This window comes from Tetragenococcus koreensis (genome assembly GCF_003795145.1).
GTDB lineage: Bacteria > Bacillota > Bacilli > Lactobacillales > Enterococcaceae > Tetragenococcus > Tetragenococcus koreensis.
In genome coordinates, this window is the sequence record NZ_CP027786.1 from 1,466,485 (window position 1) to 1,483,534 (window position 17,050).

At 38.0% G+C, this 17,050-nt stretch carries 12 protein-coding genes and 1 pseudogene; 4 read left to right on the plus strand and 9 right to left on the minus strand.

Annotated features, from left to right (window positions below; translation table 11 throughout):
* Positions 1-431: 431 nt before the first annotated feature.
* Positions 432-701, minus strand: a complete 270-nt coding sequence (gene rpsO, locus C7K43_RS06985) for a 30S ribosomal protein S15 (protein WP_124006212.1) — start codon at positions 699-701, stop codon at positions 432-434.
* 277 nt (positions 702-978) lie between these two features.
* Here rpsO and C7K43_RS06990 point away from each other — a divergent pair, with 277 nt between their 5' ends.
* Complete coding sequence (locus C7K43_RS06990; protein WP_124006213.1) at positions 979-1,269, plus strand: rhodanese-like domain-containing protein; 291 nt, start codon at positions 979-981, stop codon at positions 1,267-1,269.
* A 41-nt stretch (positions 1,270-1,310) separates the two neighbouring features.
* On the opposite strand, the gene C7K43_RS06995 is transcribed toward C7K43_RS06990, so the two are convergent.
* Positions 1,311-2,486, minus strand: coding sequence for an AI-2E family transporter (locus C7K43_RS06995; RefSeq protein WP_124006214.1), 1,176 nt, complete (start codon positions 2,484-2,486; stop codon positions 1,311-1,313).
* A 15-nt stretch (positions 2,487-2,501) separates the two neighbouring features.
* The gene (locus tag C7K43_RS07000; RefSeq protein WP_124006215.1) at positions 2,502-2,852 is read right to left on the minus strand and encodes a PTS glucitol/sorbitol transporter subunit IIA; all 351 of its coding nucleotides are present in this window, start codon (positions 2,850-2,852) and stop codon (positions 2,502-2,504) included.
* A gap of 166 nt (positions 2,853-3,018) precedes the next feature.
* Here C7K43_RS07000 and C7K43_RS07005 point away from each other — a divergent pair, with 166 nt between their 5' ends.
* Positions 3,019-4,038: a lactonase family protein gene (locus tag C7K43_RS07005; protein WP_124006216.1), complete on the plus strand. Its 1,020-nt coding sequence runs from the start codon at positions 3,019-3,021 to the stop codon at positions 4,036-4,038.
* 147 nt (positions 4,039-4,185) lie between these two features.
* Here C7K43_RS07005 and abc-f read toward each other — a convergent pair whose 3' ends face one another.
* The 4 genes from abc-f to C7K43_RS07025 form a co-directional block, all read right to left on the minus strand.
* The gene (gene abc-f, locus C7K43_RS07010) at positions 4,186-5,676 is read right to left on the minus strand and encodes a ribosomal protection-like ABC-F family protein (RefSeq protein WP_124006217.1); all 1,491 of its coding nucleotides are present in this window, start codon (positions 5,674-5,676) and stop codon (positions 4,186-4,188) included.
* Between the two features lie 308 nt (positions 5,677-5,984).
* Positions 5,985-6,407, minus strand: coding sequence for a hypothetical protein (locus C7K43_RS07015; RefSeq protein ID WP_124006218.1), 423 nt, complete (start codon positions 6,405-6,407; stop codon positions 5,985-5,987).
* 94 nt (positions 6,408-6,501) lie between these two features.
* Positions 6,502-7,203, minus strand: a complete 702-nt coding sequence (locus C7K43_RS07020; RefSeq protein ID WP_124006219.1) for a PepSY domain-containing protein — start codon at positions 7,201-7,203, stop codon at positions 6,502-6,504.
* 171 nt (positions 7,204-7,374) lie between these two features.
* Positions 7,375-10,071 (minus strand): calcium-translocating P-type ATPase, PMCA-type, encoded by a 2,697-nt coding sequence (locus tag C7K43_RS07025; protein ID WP_124006220.1) that lies wholly within the window; start codon positions 10,069-10,071, stop codon positions 7,375-7,377.
* 621 nt (positions 10,072-10,692) lie between these two features.
* Between C7K43_RS07025 and C7K43_RS07030 the strand changes: the two are divergent.
* Positions 10,693-12,002: pseudogene (locus tag C7K43_RS07030) on the plus strand (ISL3 family transposase).
* 71 nt (positions 12,003-12,073) lie between these two features.
* Here C7K43_RS07030 and metG read toward each other — a convergent pair.
* Positions 12,074-14,086, minus strand: a complete 2,013-nt coding sequence (gene metG / locus C7K43_RS07035; RefSeq protein ID WP_124006221.1) for a methionine--tRNA ligase — start codon at positions 14,084-14,086, stop codon at positions 12,074-12,076.
* 542 nt (positions 14,087-14,628) lie between these two features.
* On the opposite strand from metG, the gene C7K43_RS07040 reads away from it, so the two are divergent.
* Complete coding sequence (locus C7K43_RS07040) at positions 14,629-15,450, plus strand: NUDIX hydrolase (RefSeq protein WP_124006222.1); 822 nt, start codon at positions 14,629-14,631, stop codon at positions 15,448-15,450.
* Between the two features lie 92 nt (positions 15,451-15,542).
* Here the strand turns inward: C7K43_RS07040 and mgtE are convergent, their stop codons facing one another.
* Entirely contained in the window at positions 15,543-16,913 is a 1,371-nt protein-coding gene (gene mgtE / locus C7K43_RS07045) for a magnesium transporter (RefSeq protein ID WP_124006223.1), read from the minus strand.
* Positions 16,914-17,050: the final 137 nt, after the last annotated feature.

A 17,050-nucleotide genomic window follows, 5' to 3' on the forward strand; every position in this document is an offset into this window, starting at 1 on the left:
CAGTAATTCGAAAACAGAGGACACTACGCCTCGCTGGCGCTTGCCCTAGTACTGTTCATCAACTGCTCTCAGCTCTCTTTGGTCGTTGAATCGCAGTGATTCGAAAACAGAGGACACTACGCCTCGCTGGCGCTCGCCCTAGTACTGTTCATCAACTGCTCTCAACTCCCTTTGGTCGTTGAATCGTAGTGATTCGAAAACAGAGGACACTACGCCTCGCTGGCGCTCGCCCTAGTACTGTTCATCAACTGCTCTCAACTCCCTTTGGTCGTTGAATCGCAGTGATTCGAAAACAGAGGACACTACGCCTCGCTGGCGCTCGCCCTAGTACTGTTCATCAACTGCTCTCAACTCCCTTTGGTCGTTGAATCGCAGTGATTCACAGCAAAAAAGTGAGATCCGTTAGAACCTCACTTTTCTTTTTAACCTGATTAACGGCGTAATCCTAGAGCTTGGATCAATTCGCGGTAACGAGTTACATCTTTATTACGCAAATATGCTAAAAGGTTACGACGATGTCCGACTTTTTTCATCAATCCACGATATGAATGGTGATCTTTTTTGTGTTCACGGATATGTTCGTTCAATGAATTGATATCTTCAGTCAAAACAGCGATTTGAACTTCTGGTGAACCAGTATCTCCTTCATGACGCGCAAATTTTTCGATGATTTCGGTTTTACGTGCTTGTGAAATTGCCATTTTCTTCACCTCTTCTTTATTTATTCCTGCAACTGAGTAAAACGTTGGTGATTCGTCAAACTAAGTGACAGGCTGTGTCTATAATTAGACACAGGTATACTTTACTTGATTCTAGCAAAAAAAGCAAGCTTGGCTTTTTAAACGCTGCCTTTTCATCTTACCATTTTGTAAACATTAAGAAAACGTTCATTTCCTTTGCATTATAAATCGCAAACTTGCATCTTGGAATAAAAACACCTACAATCAGACTTATCCAAAAAGAAAAGAGAGGGATAACATGCAATCAATTACTATACAAGATTTTCGTGCATTGCTTGGACAGTCCGTGGCTGTTTTGGATATTCGAGATAAAGGTGCCTACAAAGAAAATCATCTTGCTGGCGCACTTTCTATGCCAACAACCAGTCTACCCAACCGTTTGGCTGAGTTAGATAAAAATACAACCTATTATGTTCTTAGTCACTCTGGACGACGCTCTGAAATTATCGCTGAATTTTTAAACCACCATGGGTTCCAAGCAGTCCATGTAATAGGCGGAATGAAAGCATTGAAATCAATTGCTGCTTAACAGCAAAACAACGTTGCAGTTTTTCTCTGCAACGTTGTTTTTTATTTGGTTTTTTCATCGGTCGTACTTTTGGGAGCTGCATCTTCTTCATAAAGTCCAGAAACTGTCTTATACCAATTAAAGATATTTGTAATTACTACTTTTATAGCCGCATAAGCTGGCACACCTAAAACGACACCCACAAAGCCAAATAATTTACCTGCAGTCAATAATACAAACAAGATTGTCACTGGATGAACAGCCAGTTGACTGCCTAGTACCAATGGCGAAATTAAACGACCTTCAATTGCTTGTTCGATGGCAAATACAATTAACACTTGGATTAACAATACCGGTCCACCTACGATTCCTAAAAAAATCGCTGGTATCATCGCTAGAAATGAACCAATATAAGGGACTAAATTCAAGAAACCCGCAATCACACCCAAGGTAATTGCATAGTCCAAACCAATAATTGAAAAACCGACCATAAATAAAATGGCTACAGCAAAGGCAACAGTTAGCTGACCGCGAATATAAGAAGATACCTGTTTATTCATTTCTTGTAAAACTCGTAAAGTCGGTTGACGCATCTTTGTCGGCAGAAATTGAACAAAATAAGGGGCAATTTTTTTTCCGTCTTTTAATAAATAAAATAAGATAACGGGCATCGTAATAATTGCAATGAAAATGGAAGCCACCGCACCAAAAAAGTTCCCAATACTTTGAACCGTTGTCGTCGAAATGTTTTGTACCATAGACGTAATTGATGACATAATTCTTTCACCAGAAATGGCAATTTGATCTTGAACTTTATCAAAAACCGGATCAGAAAAAAAGTCGGCCAATGCTACTTGAACTGTATCAACATAGCCCGGTAATCGATTAACGAAGGTAGTTGTCTGTTCACGTATTTCCGGAATAATTACGATAACACCCCAAGCAATTAGCCCTGCAACCAAAATAAATAGTCCCACAATACTATAGAACCGTTTAATTCCTCTTCTTTCGAAAAAATCAACAATTGGATTCAGTAAATAAAATAAAATACCGGCTAATATAATTGGTAACCCGACAATAGCCAAAAATTGCCAAACAGGAAAAAAAAGGTAAGAAACTTTGGTAAAAAGGTTGATAATCAATAAGATTAACAAGACGATCAACAACCCAGTTACAAATTTATTATCTAAAAACCATTTCCAAAACCAGGAAAATGGTCGTTTTTCTTTCTTATCCATAAGAAACTTCCTCCTCTAGCAATAGGTGATTGTCATTCCTTCAGAAATATCAGGTATTTTTGCAGGCGTTAAATAAACACTGCTGGTTAGTTTATCTTGTGGTTCATCCGAAAATACAAAAGATGTATGTTGAATCGTTTGTAAATTTTGATTAACTAGACGACCCACATAGGTAACTTGATATTCTTGTTGCCCAAAAAGAATTTTATCTCCTACAGTTAATTCAATTTTTTCGGGTTCATCAATATCTTGTACAATTGAATAAGGTTTCAACCCTTTTGTCACACTTTCACCGAAAAAAATCAGCAAATTTTCATTTTTATCAACTGCTTGATCCCCGACTTTTAAAATTTTACCTTGTTGCATGTATTCGTTCCTCCTAATATCCTTTTTATAATTAAAATTATACCACATTAATTCACTAACCGAAGAAATCCCGTTTGTATTTCTAGGTTTTTAACAAGTAAAACAGATTTTTTTCTGATTATTCTATGGTAAAATAAAGTGTGCCTAATTTACAAGGAGGAATAATATGCTTGAAAAAATACTACTAGGAACTTATACCAGAGGAGAAAGTAAGGGAATCTATTCGGTTCAATTAGATACAAAAAACAAAGAACTTGCAGATTTAACACTCGTTGCCGAAGAAAATAGTCCTACTTACCTAGCACAAAGTAAAGCAAAAAATCTTTATAGCGTGACTTCTGTTGATGACAAAGGCGGGGCAGCTGCTTATGATTCATCTTTTAATTTTTTAAACGCAGTGACTGAAGAAGGAGCTCCATTATGTTATGTTGCAGTGGATGACGTCCGTCAATTAGTTTACGGTGCAAATTACCATAAAGGTGAAGTCAACGTATATCAAGTCTTAGCAGACGGCTCACTCAAAACTAGCGATGCTGTTTATCACGATGAACCAACTGGACCTAACGAAAATCAAGACCATGCACACGCCCACTACGCAAACTTAACACCTGACAAACGGTTAGTTGTTTGCGATTTAGGCACGGATCGTGTTTACACTTATGATGTTTCCGAGGATGGCAAATTAACTGAAGTTTCGGTTTTTGAAGCGCCAGCTGGCACAGGTCCGCGTCACCTAGTTTTTCATCCAAATGAAAAATATGCTTATCTATTCGGCGAATTAGATAGCACAGTGACAGTGTTAGCTTATGACGCAACCACTGGTAAATTTACCCAAGAAAACAAAACATCCACTATACCTGAAGACTATCATGACTTTAATGGTGGAGCTGCAATCCGGATGACCTCAGATGGAAAATTTGTTTACGTTTCAAACCGTGGGCATAATTCGATTACCGCATTTGCTGTCAAAAATGATGGTGAAAGCTTAGAATTTGTTCAAAACATTTCCACTGAAGGCGACTTTCCACGTGATTTTGCCCTTGATCCAACAGAGCAATTTATCGTTTGTGGTCATCAAAAATCAGATAATCTTTCATTATTTGAGCGCGACAGTCAAACAGGGGAACTAACTTTCATCAGTAAAGATTTTTATGCTCCTGAATGTGTTTGCGTACTGTTTGATTAAATTTTAAACCCATTGGCATGAAATTAAAACCCAGTGGTCTTCATTTAAAATGTGAAGACCACTGGTTTTTTTTTAACTTGAAATGATTAGTATCGCACAACTGTTTCCTTACTACTTTGCTATTCCTAGGAACTATTAAAAACCGCATCATAAGTAAATGATTTTCGTTGCAATATTTTGCAAAAATGTCGCTTCATGTTCAACGACCAGCATAGAAGGCTGCACCATTTTAATGACTTCTTCTAATTGTTTGTGGTTAAAAACATCTAAATAATTAAGCGGCTCATCCCAAATAAACAGTTCTGCCGGTGTAGCCAATGACTTAGCTAATTCGACTCGTTTACGCTGTCCCATACTCATTTCTTCAATTCGATTGGTAAAAACATTACGCTCTAATCCTAATTTATGCAAATTATTCAATAATTCTTGATAAGATAAATGATGTGTTTGAGCAAACTCTGGTAGCGTTCCTGTATTATCTTCATAATTTTGCCGGACGTAACTAATGCTTAAATCATGGGAAAACGTTGCATATCCGCTAGTTTCCCCCTTGAATTCGCCCAACAAAAATTGAATGATCGAGGACTTTCCGGAACCATTAGCGCCTTGAATTGCTAAACGTTGCCCCTGCTCAATTTCAAATGAAAGAGGATCAAACAATGGCTCTTCAGCATAGCTTAACTGTAGCTCTTCTACCTTAAGCAATTGTTTATGATAAGAAGACTGATAGTTCATCGTTAACGGATCAATATACTCGATATCATGTAATAAATTTTCTTTTTCTTCTGCTTTTTGTTCCATCCGATTCGCAATTGCTTTGGACCGTTTCATGGTACGTGCGGCCCGTGCACCAATGGCTCCTGTATCATAAATTGCTCCACTGCCCTTTTGACTAGGCTTCCCTTGTTTGTCCTTTTCTCTGCCGCGTGACCACTCAGCTTTTTCTGCTGCTGTTTGTTGCAGACGGCTGACTTCTTTTTTTAATTTGCGGTTTTCCTCTTGTTCGTAACGGTCACGCTGTTCTTTTTGCTCTTCATAAGTAGTAAAGTTTCCCTGATATAAAACAAGTTGGCTTTTTTCAATGGAAAGAACGTGATCGACCACTTCATCTACAAAACTACGATCATGGCTTACAACAATAAAGCCTTGCTTTTTGGTTTGTAAATAATGTGCAACTTGTTGACGAGCTGTGATATCTAAATGATTCGTCGGCTCATCAATCAAAGGAAAATGGCGATCATCGATAAATAACAAAGCCAGTAATGCTTTCGTTTGTTCCCCGCCAGATAAGCTGTCAAAAGAACGCCATAAAATATCAGGACCGGTCTTTAATAAGTTTAATTCTCGTTCAATTTCCCATTGGTCAAAAACAGCCAATTCTTGCAAACAATCATAAGTTAATTGCGACTTATCATCAATGCTTTGGGGAAAATAGGTAAATTCCAACTGATGATTAACAGTCCCACTATAAGCATAGTTTCCCAGGAGTAATTGTAATAAGGTAGTCTTCCCGCGTCCATTTCTACCAATTAAACCTAATTTCCACTGCGTATCTATGACCAAATTTGCTTGGTCAAACAATAAATCTGTTAAGGCATCAAAGCCAAAAGTTAAATTTTTGATTTCAATTTTACTCATCATTTTCACCTCAGCTTGCTTTTTTTAAAGCAAGAAAAAATGCCTCACCCATTTTCAGGCCGACATTTTCAAAAAAGGTACACAAAAAGACCTTCGAAGAAAACTAGCCGACCTTGAAAATCTGCACACTACTCCTGCGATTACTCGTCGCATAAAGCGCTGTTCTCTTATAAAAGAGGTACAGCTTTCTTGCAGCTTCCAACAAATCGACTTAGTTTTTCAATCGAAGATCCCTCGTTTCTGTAGTAAGATAAATTTAATTTAACACATGCATCTAAACTTGGCAAATCAAGCCGCTATTCTTCCTGTTACATCAAAAGGCTAGTCATCTTTTGCAATGAAGCAGCAATGGCATCAGTTGCTTCGTCTTGTTTTTGTTCAGCGACATCAAAAGCTTCAATATCAATGCCATTGGCAATACTTTCAATCATATCTTCGCAACCATCCACATAAGTTTGATAAGCTCGTTCAAACTTTTTATGAACTCCCATTATACGTGCAGGAGCACGTAAACTTGATAATGATTTGAGCAAGTCGCGATATTTTGCCGTTCCTTCTTTAAAAACTTCCACTGCGGCTAATTGTCTTTCTTCCGTTAGCTCAGCGCTTTTGCCTTCATCAATTAAGGCACGAATTTCTTCATAATTAGGGTTCATTGTTTCGCCAATTTCTTCTGTGTCTTTAACGATCTGATTAATTTTTTGCAGGTAAAAATTAGGATTTGGTTTCAAAAGTAGAACCTTCTTTCTTTTTTATCCTTATTCTACCTTTTTTCTACTCATTAGAAAAGAGAAAATCCCCACTTTAAAAAGTAAGGGATTTTACTTAATCGTCTTCTCTTGTTTCAAGTACTTCACCCGTTTGAGCGTTAATTTTTACTTCTGTTTCATTTTGTCCATCTTCTACTTCAACTTCCCAATAGGTAATCTTCAGTTCTTTATCTAATGACCAATCGATCGCTCTACCGCCACCTGCTTCATCTGTAGCAATCGTAGCCGCTTCTTGAATGGATAAGAGATCGGATAAATCAACTTTATCTTGTTCTCGTTTTTTACCATCTTGTTCGTTTGGATCAAGCGTTTCTTCCTCTTGCTTTTCAGCATCTTCGGTTTTGGCATCAATTCGCATTTCATATTCCGTATCATCATCCAAACCTTCAACTTCATAGTAATATTTCCCATTAGATCGATCTAAGTTTATTTCAGTAATATCGGTGTCTGGTAACTCATCTTGATAAATTTGAATAGCATCTGCCACAGTTACACTGATTTCATCTTGGTCATAGGCAGCACTTTCTCCTGATTGTGACGTACTTTGTTCTGTTTGCGAAGAAGTAGAAGTACTCTGCTCTGTTTGTGATTCAGTTGTTTCCGAACTCATCGCGCTCGATGTGCTTTGTGTTGTTTGAGTAGTAGTCGTAGTTTGCGTACTACTATTCTGCTCTGTCTGCTCATCATCATTTTGCGTGCATGCCGTTAGTGTCAGCATTGCTGCTAATGGTATAATATAAAACAACCATTTTTTCATAAGAAGCCTCTCCTTTTCATTTATCTACAACATTTTTTTGCCAGAGCACTAACCAACGGGCAATTATTTTGAAACCTCTTTCATCATTTATGATAGCGCCGATAAACAATAAATACAATTATTTCGCTTGCTAAAAAAACCCCGACACTTATAAGTATCGAGGTTTTCTATCTAACTTTTTCCCATCGCCCTTTGGACCGCTTTAACGATCTCAACGATTGGGATAATAGCAAATGAAGCGCCTAAAACAATCGCCCATTGGTAAGTGTCTAAGTGAGCGACTCTAAAAATATCATTTAAACCAGGAACAATAATAATTACCATCATCATCGCAAATGATAACAAGATGGCCCAGTTAAAAGCTCTATTTTTAAAAGGTCCCACTTTAAATAAGGATTGATGAATGGATTTTACGTTAAACGCATGGAATAGCTGCATCAAACCTAATGTCGCAAATGCCATCGTCAAAGCATCTTCGTGGACGGCATCGTAAGTAGCATGAACCGGCCATTGAATGGCTGACCAATAAACAAACAAAACAGAAGCAGCTTCGACAATCCCTTGGTAAATAATACTACTCATCACACCGCCAGAAAAGAAGTTCGATGTCTTTCCACGTGGTTTATGTTGCATCAAATTCTGTTCCGCTGGTTCCATTCCTAGTGCAATTGCTGGGAAGGTGTCGGTAACCAAGTTGATCCACAATAAATGAATAGGTAGCAAAGTATCCCAAGCCATCAGTGTGGAAATAAATAAGGTCAATACTTCACCTAAGTTGGCTGCCATCAAATATTGGATCGCTTTTTGAATATTAGAGAAGACCTTACGCCCTTCTTCCACTGCCACAACAATAGTGGCAAAGTTATCATCCGCCAGCACCATATCAGAAGCCCCTTTAGAAACTTCGGTCCCAGTAATCCCCATACCAATACCAATATCCGCTTGTTTTAAGGCTGGGGCGTCATTTACCCCATCACCTGTCATACCGACAACTTTTCCTTCTTCTTGCCAAGCGCTGACGATTCGCACTTTATGTTCAGGAGAAACACGTGCGTAAACCGAATATTTTTCAACATTTTGACTAAATTCTTCATCTGACATTTTATCCAGTTGTGCGCCTGTCAATACAGCACTGTCGTCGCCTTTTTCAATGATACCTAAACGCTGTGCGATCGCCTCTGCTGTATCACGGTGATCTCCTGTGATCATAATTGGTCGAATGCCAGCGCCTTTAGCTTCTTTTACTGCTTGTTCTGCTTCTGGACGTTCCGGATCGATCATTCCCACCAAACCAGCAAAGGTTAAATCTTTTTCAATTTCTTCTGGTTCTAATGTTTCCGGTACTTCATCGATATATTTATAGGCTGTACCTAATACACGTAAAGCTTGGCGCGCCATATTTTGATTATTATCAAGAATGATTTGTTTTTGGCTTTCATCAAGTTCTTTGGTTTCGCCTGAAATCAAAACTTCATTCGCTCGTTCTAATAAGATATCCGGCGCTCCTTTGACAGCTACCAAATACTTCCCCTCTTTTAATTTATGAATGGTACTCATCATTTTTCGATCGGAATCAAACGGAAGATCAGCTACCCGCGGTTCGACTTTAATTTCTTCTCTGACATCAAACCCTTTATCCAAACCAAATTGGACAAGCGCTGTTTCTGTAGGGTCTCCCATTAGTTGATTGTCTTTACCAAATTGCGCGTCGTTGGCGAAATTCATAATCTTAAGCGCCATATTTTCTGGCGGAATGTCCCCTGAAGCAGCATATTGGTGATCATCAACATAAAGTTTTTCTACCGTCATTTGGTTTAAAGTCAAAGTTCCGGTTTTATCTGAAGCAATAATATCCGTTGCACCTAGCGTTTCAACTGCCGGCAACTTCCTGATCATGGAATTTCTTTTTGATAAAACTTGCGTTCCTAAAGCTAAGATAATGGTAACAATCGCTGGTAGGCCTTCAGGAATAGCTGCTACAGCAAGTGAAATTGACGTTAACAGCATATCAACCCAGCCACGATCATTAAGCCCAGTTCCTACAAAGAACATCACAACAGCAATTGCAATAATCGCATAAGTCAAGAATTTCCCTAACTGGTTTAGATTGCGTTTTAAAGGCGTTTGCGTTTCATCAGCAGAAGCGATCATGCCTGCAATTTTACCCACTTCGGTTGCCATACCCGTATTTACGACAATTCCTTTTCCCCGACCGTAAGTAACATTACTATTGGAATAAGCCATGTTCACACGATCGCCAATCCCAATGTCTTCTCCTTCAAGAACCTCTAATTTCTTTTCAACAGGGACTGATTCACCGGTTAAAGCAGATTCCTCAATTTTCAAGGAACTTGCCTCGATCAATCGCATATCCGCAGGTACTACATCGCCAGCCTCTAATAGGATAATGTCTCCAGGAACAAGTTCTTCACTATTGATAGTTACTCTGTGACCATTACGTAAAACAGTCGCATCAGGTGTAGACATTTCGCGCAAGGCTTCGATTGCTTGTTCTGCTTTTGATTCTTGAATGACACCCATTACCGCATTAATCACAACAACTGCTAAAATGATGATCGCATCCACCCATTCCCGGTGTCCATCTTCATTAGGTACAATGGCTGAAATTGCCGCTGCGACTAATAAGACAATGATCATTAAATCCTTAAATTGGGCAATAAACTTTTGCAGGGTGGTCGATCTTTTTCCCTCTTCTAATTCATTGGCGCCGTACTCAGACAAGCGTTGTTGGGCTTGGTCATCTGTAAGACCTTCTGGAGTCGTGTCTAGTTCATTTAACACTTCCTCCTGATTTTGGGAATAGAAAGCTTGTGACATCTGCTCTTTTTTTTCATTTTCCTCTGGCATGGTTCTCCTCCTCTAACTTTGTCACACAATTCTATCTTAAAAAAAATAGACTTGTGTATGTCAAAAACATACATAAGTCTCACTAATTAAGGCAACACCAGAAATTTCTTTCAGGGTTGGTGACGTTGCCGCAGCACACTCGCTGCTAGTTACTCCCTTATGAAAAAATTGTTGATAAAAGTATTATACAAGATGTTGTTTAGCTTTACAATTTTAAAAAACGATTATTTGAAAAAAAAAGAACAAACTACGGGGAACGTTTTTCATATATATTATTTAACTCTGGCTTTCCAGGGAATACTTTAGTTTTTTACTACTTATCTTCTTTACTCTTTTGCCTATTTTTGCTTATTTTCATCATTTTTCTTTAAAGATGGGAAGTGTCTTTTTAGTAAGCTACCCCCTCTTTTCAATATCAGTTAAAAAAATACCATCTTGAAAAAAAGCAAGATGGTATTCCTTAATTTTTAAGGCTCTATAATTTCTAGTGTTGGTAGACAAGAATGATTTTCTTGTAGCCCATACTAGTTTTTTTATATTTTCTGAGCAAAATAGAAAACAGACACCTTGAAAACCCGTAGAATAAAGGTACCAAACAAATATCCAAAGGAGTGTTTCAAGATGTCCATCTCTCATTATACTAAAGAAATCCTAGATATCCTAGACTTAAATCTGACTTTTGAAGAAGATTGTTTCCAAAAAGAAGCCATTAACGGCGTCATTTGTTTTGTCTTTTATGGTCAGCTTTCTTATCGTCCACAAGCCTGTTTTCACTGTGGCGAAGAAGATACGGCTTGTTTAATGAAATGGGGATTCAAGGAAGTGACGATTCAGCTTAACGATGTGAGTGAATACAAAACCTTACTTAAAATGAAGAAACAACGTTTTCGTTGTAAAACTTGCGGGAAAACTTCTATCGCCGAAACCAGTGTCGCGGACCGTCATTGTTCGATCGCTCGACGCGTCAAACTCGCCATTGCAGAAAAATTAGCTCAACCCTTGTCGATGTCAATGGTCGCCCGGTTGAAGCATGTTTCGCCGACGACAGTTTTACGTGTGCTGCATAGTTTTCAACCTAAACAGCTAACCCCAATACTTCCTTACCGGAAGTACTTTGTTTTGATGAATTTCAATCGGTCAAACGAGTTTCTGGTGCCATGAGTTTTATTATGATGAATGGGAAAACGCGGCAACTCTTAGAGATTGTCGCTAATCGACAACTGCCTCATTTAGAAGCCTTTTTCGCTCGTTATCCTAGAGAGGAAAGAGCCAAGGTGCACTATGTCGTTTCGGATTTTTACAGTCCGTATGCTTCCTTAGTTAAAGCCCTTTTTCCTAATGCGCAGTTAGTCATTGATCGTTTCCATATGAGCCAACATATTGGGCGAGCTTTCCAACAACAACGGAAACAAGTGATGAACACCTTTAACCGTCGGCAAAAAGAATATAAGCACCTCAAAAAATATTGGAAACTTCTACAGAAAAAAGCTTGGGCACTGGATTACAAAAAACGATATTGGCGGCCTAGTTTTCGGGATCATTTAACCGAGCAAGAGATTGTCGACCGCTTATTAAGTTATCATTCCACGCTTAGACAAGGCTATAAAATCTATCAATCGTTCCTTTCTGCATTTCATAAGCAAGATATCGAACGTTTGGATCAATTATTAAAAACCGATTTGTCTCAGCTTCCTGACCCGTTTCAGCCCGTAGTCAAGACCTTTCGCAAGTATCGACAAGAGATCCGGCTGGCTTTAACGGTGCCTTACTCTAATGGTCCTTTAGAAGGTTTAAATAATCATATTAAAGTCCTAAAACGAGTCGCTTATGGTTTCCATAGCTTTGAGAACTTTCGGCAACGGATCTTTTTATACCGAGGAAAGTATTTCCAACCCGGACCCTTACCTATACAAACTAAAAAAAGCAGCTAGACCATAGCGCCTAACTGCTTCCTTTATTTATCGAGTTTTCTTTACCAACACCAGTTGACAAAGAGCCATTTTTAAGCAATAATCGCACCATTAGGCATTCCTTTAGGCGCTTCAACTATTTTTAATTTACCGGTTTCTTGATCTTCTGCTGAAAGGATCATCCCTTGACTAATTTGTCCACGCATTTTTCGTGGTTTTAAGTTGGCAACAACCACCACCTTAGTACCAATTAAGGCGTTTGGATCGGGATAAAACTCTGCTATTCCCGATAGGATTTGACGGTCCTGATTGTCTCCACAAGCTAAACGGAATTGCAACAATTTGTCGGCGCCTTCAACTTTTTTACAATCAATGACTTCAGCCACTTTTAATTCAACTTTGTCAAAGTCATCATATTTGATTTGTTTATTTTTCTCAGAAACTAGTTCAGTTTCTTCAGGATCCCATTTGACCGATTCGTCGTTACTTTGCGTACCTTCTGCCATTTTGTTTTGAATATAGGCCACTTCTGTTTCTGCATCTAAACGTGGGAAAATCGGCGAGCCTTTGCTAACTACTTTGGTATCATGAGGAAACTCGCCAAAACGTAATTCTTGTAATTCCTTAGGCTCTTCATCCAGCCCTAATTGTTTGAAAATTTTGGTAGAAGTTTCGATCATAATTGGTTGTAACAGAATCGCTGTGATCCGTAGACTTTCAGCTAAATGTACCATAACGCTATTTAATTCTGCTGCTTTGTCCTCTTCTTTGGCTAATTTCCACGGTTCAGTTTCGTCGATATATTTATTCGCCCGAGAAATCAAAACCCATATTTCAGAAAGCGCAGTACTAAATTCCATTTTATCCATGGCTTCACGATAGCGCCCTACCACATTAGCCGCTGTGGTAGACAGTTCACTGTCATAAGGTGTCACTTTAGAAGCGTAGTCTGGAACAACGCCCTCACAATATTTATTGACCATTGCGATCGTTCGATTCAATAAATTACCCAAGTCATTTGCTAAATCATAATTGATCCGCGAAACGAAATCTTCGGGAGTAAAAACACCATCACTACCAAAAGGCATTGAACGCAGAAGATAGTAACGTAAGGAATCCAAACCGTAACGCTCTACTAGAATTTCCGGGTAAACAACGTTACCTTTTGATTTAGACATTTTTCCGTCTTTCATCAGCAACCAGCCATGAGCAAAAATTTGTTTTGGCAAAGGAAGATCCAAAGCCATCAACATAATCGGCCAATAAATCGTATGGAAACGCACAATTTCTTTACCTACCATATGTACGTCAGCTGGCCAAAATTTTTCGAAATTCGTTTCATCATCTGAACCATAACCTAAAGCAGTGATATAGTTTGATAAGGCATCAATCCAGACATAAACCACATGTTCAGGATTTGCATCTATTGAGATTCCCCAATTAAAGGTGGTCCTTGAAACAGCCAAATCTTCTAAGCCAGGTTCGATAAAGTTTCTTAACATTTCGTTTTTTCGTGACTCTGGACGAATAAAATCCGGATGTTCTTCATAATACTCTACCAAACGATCCGCATACTTACTCATCCGGAAAAAATAAGACTCTTCTTGGACCAATTCAACTTCATGGCCACTAGGAGCTTGTCCTCCGGTAACATTGCCTTGTTCATCACGATAAACTTCAGCCAATTGTTTTTCAGTGAAAAATTCTTCATCTGAAACAGAGTACCATCCTTCATATTGGCCTAGATAAATATCCCCTTGGTCTAGTAATTGTTGAAAGATCTTTCGAACGGCTTTTTGATGATAATCATCAGTTGTACGAATAAATTTATCGTAACTAATGCCTAAAGTCTTCCATAACTTTTTGATGTCTGCCGCCATTTTATCTACATATTCTTGCGGCGCTACTCCTAATTCTTCTGCTTTATTTTCAATTTTTTGTCCATGCTCATCTACACCGGTCAAATAAAATACGTCAAAACCCATCAATCGTTTATAACGAGCCATCGCATCACAGGCGATCGTTGTATAGGAATTTCCGATATGTAATTTACCACTAGGATAATAAATCGGCGTAGTAATATAAAATGTATCTTTTTCCGCCATGGGTAAATGTTCCTCCTTTAAAGAACGAAATCATACTTTTGCTAGTATAACATAATTTTACTTGACCTGTTCCATTTTTTTCAATGCTAATTTGTTATTTTCTTACCATTGAGAGTATTTTTTTGAGTTAAAACCAACTTTTGCTATAATAAAGCTAGTCAAAATTTTTTAAGGAGTACTTATGACAAAAAAACAAAAACGATCCATCGCTATCTTTTTTATACTTACTATTTTGCATACTTTATTTTGTAATTTTTATACTCAGATTTATGCTTTTATGAATGTCCAAAATTGGCTTTCATTCTTTTTAATTACCACTCTGATTGTACGGTTGTTGTTTTTACTTGCCATATTTTGGATGGGATTGCGACAAGTACAAAAAAATAGAAAGCTCGCACTTTTTTATTTACTTTTATTTTTCTTTAATTTGGTTATGATTTTTGTTTTTCATTAGAGTTGTATTTTTAAAAAGTATGCTACAATACGAACGAAATCAGCGTAACATACTGTATATAGTATGTTTATCAAAGTGAGGGAAAGTTATGAAATTCTCTTCTAAAAAAGAAGAAAAACATTATTATCAACACATCGCAAGTGAACAAGAATTTTTAGAATGGTACAAAAAACAGGAACGTCCAACCTATCAAAAGCCTTCAGTCACAGTGGATATGGTTTTGCTGTGTTATAACAAAGAAACGGACCAAATCAAGGTCCTTTTAATTCAGCGTCGCGGGCATCCTTACCGTAATTCTTGGGCTTTACCAGGTGGTTTTATTACACCTAATGAATCCACCGGTGATAGTGTTATTCGCGAAACAAAAGAAGAAACCGGCGTCACAATTTCCGCTAAAAATATCGAACAATTGCATACTTTTAGCACACCTGACCGGGATCCGCGCGGCTGGGTCATCACAGTCAGTTACTTAGCTTTTATCGGCGAGGCTGTCCTTTCAGCAGGCGATGATGCAAATCAAGCACGCTGGTTTTCTTTGGAGCGAAAGGGTAACCAGCTTTACCTGACAAGTGGAGAAGTAGAAATCATTCTTGACCTGCAGACCCAAGAATCTTTAGGTGAGGACACATTAGCATTTGACCATAGTCAAATTATTATCAAAGCATTTAACCGTATCACCAATAAAATGACCCACGAACCGCAAGTTCTTCAAGTTCTAGGCGAATCTTTTACCATTACGGAAGCACGCAAAGTTTTTGCTAAATTTTGGGGCATCGATTATCACACCATTGACCATTCGAATTTCAAAAAGAGCTTGATGGGCTTTTTGGATGAAGTGGGTGAACGTCCTTCTGGAGTGGGACGTCCATCGAAGCTTTATCAATTAAAAGAAAATTTTTATGAAAATTAAAAAAATCATATCCCTCTTTTTCCCAATGTTTTCCGCAGATAACAGGGTACTAGAGAGGGATATGGTCTTTTTTTACACAATTAATGAAATAATTAAAGGACGTGTAGCAAACTAGTTGCAATACTAAAATAAATCATTAAACCTAATGCATCGTTGATTGTTGTAATGAAAGGCCCGCTAGCTACTGCCGGGTCTATATTTAATTTAACAGCAATGGCCGGGATAACAGCACCTACTACCGTAGAAAAAGAGATGGTTAATAGTACGGAAATACTAACAATAAATGCTAAAATTGTATTTTGGTAAAATACTACGGCTACGAGAAAAAGTGCAATTGCGGCAGCAATCCCTATTAATATACCTGAACCAAATTCCTTTTTGACTGTTTGCCAAAGACTGTGTTTTTCATCTTTTTCAACATTTAAATTACGCACTGAAACAGCTAACGATTGAGTACCTACATTTCCAGCGGTATCCATAATCATGGGGATAAATGCTGCAAGCAATACCACAGATTCGAGCGTTTCTTCAAAAAAACTGATTAATCCGCCCGTAATCATTCCTAAAAAAATCAAGACAATAATCCAAGGGGCACGTTCTTTAGCGGTTTGAATAGCGCCTTCTTCTTTAGCTTTAGACTCATTACCATCATTGCGACGGATAGCAGCGAAGTCTCTAAAATCTTCTGTAACCTCACTTTCCAAAATATCCATCACATCATCAACAGTAACAATACCTAGCATATCGCCATCATCAACTACAGGCACAGCTAATAAATCATAGTTTTGAATAACCCGTGCAACTTCTTCTTGGTCCATATCAACCGGAACAGTAGCTACTTGATTAGACATAGCATTTTGAACAATTCCATCTGCGGGTGCTAAAATTAAATCGCGCAAAGACAACACACCCACTAAGTTCGCTTTGTTATCTAATACATAAATATAATAAATCGTTTCTGCGCTATTGCCAATTTGACGAAGAAAAGCAATAACTTCACTTGCAGTTTGACTTTGATTGACGGAGACAAACTCTTTGGTCATGATGGATCCGGCAGTTTCCGGTTGATAAGATAATAGCTCTTCTACTCTTGTTCTTTTTTTATCATCCATCAAATCCAGTGGATAACGTCTATCAATATTAGGAGTTTGTTTTAAAAATTTCACTACATCGTCTGTTGGGATCTCATTGAATAATTTAGCTACAAATGACTCTGGGAAGTGATTAACGACATATTCCTGATCTTCAATAGACATCCACTCAAATAACTCTGAAAATTCTTCTGGACTTAAGAAATTAGCTATTTTTTGTTTTTTATCAGGATATAATAAATGAAATACCTCATGCTGATCTCGGTCATGCAAACGTAAAAACAATTTACGAAATGATTTGCCATCATTTTCCTTCGCTGCACGATAGATTGCTTCATAATATTGGTCTTTATCTAACTTAAGTTCTTCCATCTTCGTTCCTCCTTCTGTGTTAAGAACAAGTTACAACAAAAGCGCTATTTGTAGCCAATCTCAATATTATGTACTTCACTAAATACTACTTTCATACTAAAATATGTGCATAACAAAAAACACGCTACTAAGAGCGT